2 protein-coding genes are annotated in these 1,799 nt (G+C 34.7%); one reads left to right on the forward strand and one right to left on the reverse strand.

Annotated features, from left to right (window positions below; all coding sequences use genetic code 11):
• Positions 1 to 20: 20 nt before the first annotated feature.
• A complete protein-coding gene (locus KGI01_RS13600; RefSeq protein ID WP_068456661.1) occupies positions 21 to 719 on the reverse strand; it encodes a Crp/Fnr family transcriptional regulator in 699 nt (232 codons plus the stop codon).
• A gap of 87 nt (positions 720 to 806) precedes the next feature.
• On the opposite strand from KGI01_RS13600, the gene KGI01_RS13605 reads away from it, so the two are divergent.
• Complete coding sequence (locus tag KGI01_RS13605; RefSeq protein ID WP_141275128.1) at positions 807 to 1,709, forward strand: EamA family transporter; 903 nt, start codon at positions 807 to 809, stop codon at positions 1,707 to 1,709.
• Positions 1,710 to 1,799 lie beyond the last annotated feature (90 nt).

The following is a 1,799-nucleotide window of genomic DNA, read 5'->3' on the forward strand; positions in this document are numbered from 1 at the left end:
TATGTGTTTCCTCTTTTTATTTATTCAAATCGAATACCTTGTGATAAATCACTTAATCGACGCTCATCTAAAATAATAAGATGTCGTTTTTCACGTTTAATAACACCTTCTTCAACCAATTTTTTAACAACTCGATTCAAATGTCGGTGTGAAGTACCTAATAAATCTGCAATCTCTGCAATCCGCATGGTCTGTAGTTCCTGTCCGAAGTTATTATCCGGATCTGAGCTAACAGTCGATAATAGAAAGCTTGCAAAACGACTTTCTACAGACTCTAATAAATTCACACGTGTCGCAACTGTATTCGTTTGTAACTTATAACTAATATGCTGTAATAACTGTTGTAAAAATAAAGGGTTTTGCATTTCATACTGTTTTATATAGTCAAAAGGCAATGTCATAATAATACTGTCAATAACAGCTGTGACTTGTGACTGTACTGGAACCTGACGAATTAATTCTAAGTCACCTAAAACGGTCAAAGGGTGGTTAAAACGAAGTAAAAGGAACTTACCCGTATGTAAGCTAGAAGTGACCTTTACACGTCCTGCTACAAGATAATACAAAGAGGTTAGTTCCTCTCCTTCACTCATTAAATTTTCTCCTTCTGCTACTTCAAATATTTTAAATGGTACATTCTCAATGTTCGTAAATATTTGTTCAAATCGATGTAATCGAATGTATTGTTCTAAAATTTGAGGGTCTTCAATTAATTTCATACAAAACCTCTTTTTCTGGACATATGTCCTATATTATTGTTTTTTCTCTTGATACACTATTAAAAGAATTAAATAGGAGTTGGCATGATGAATAAGAAGTTATTATTCCCCTTACTAATTGTAATTGCTTCTAGCAGTTATGGTATTTTATCTACAATTATTAAGGTCGCGATGGCACATGGATTCACGACAGCAGAAGCTGTACAGAGTCAATATGCGATCGGTTTTTTATTAGCGTTTATTCTCTTTATTATAACGCAACGTTCTCTCCCTAAGCTATCCGCAAAGGGATTGCTCATTATATGCTGTGCAGGTCTTTTCACAGGGGTTACAGGGATTGTATATGGTAAATCCATTCATTATCTACCTGCTTCCCTTGCTGTAGTTATGTTATTCCAATTTACATGGATTGGCTTATTTTTAGAATGTCTAATTCATAAGCGTTTACCAAAGCGCATTGAATTATTTAGTCTAGTCTTTTTAATTGGAGGCACAATATTAGCAGCTGGTGTTTTAGATGTTGATTTATCTGGACTTAGTTGGAAAGGTTGGCTATTTGGTTTTGCAGCTGCATTTAGCTTTGCTTGCTTTATGCAATTCAATTCCAAACATGTAGAAGGTGTTACAACCATTTCACGTATGACGATTATGTCTTTAATTGCGTTGATTGTCGTATCATTTTTCCAAGCACCGGAAGTTATGTGGAGTGGCACATTATTCACATCGAGCTTATTATATTTTGGATTAGCACTTGGATTTTTCGGGATTATCTTACCGATTATTCTATTTACAATTGCTGTACCAAAAGTCGGTGGTGGGACTGCATCTATACTAAGTGCAACCGAACTACCTGTAGCGATTATGGCTTCTGTTATTGTTTTAAATGAGAACTTATCTGCTTTACAAATTGTCGGGATTATTCTTGTATTAGTTGGGATGACGTTACCGACTCTTCTAGAAAATAGAAAGCATAAACTAAATACAAACTAAACAAAGACTCTGGCATATAAAATGTCGGAGTCTTTGTGGCTCTTTGTCAAATGACGTTGGTGAGAATATCTAATGGAATAAAAGAGTCGA

This window comes from Kurthia gibsonii, assembly GCF_006539985.1.
In the GTDB taxonomy this organism is placed as follows: domain Bacteria; phylum Bacillota; class Bacilli; order Bacillales_A; family Planococcaceae; genus Kurthia; species Kurthia gibsonii.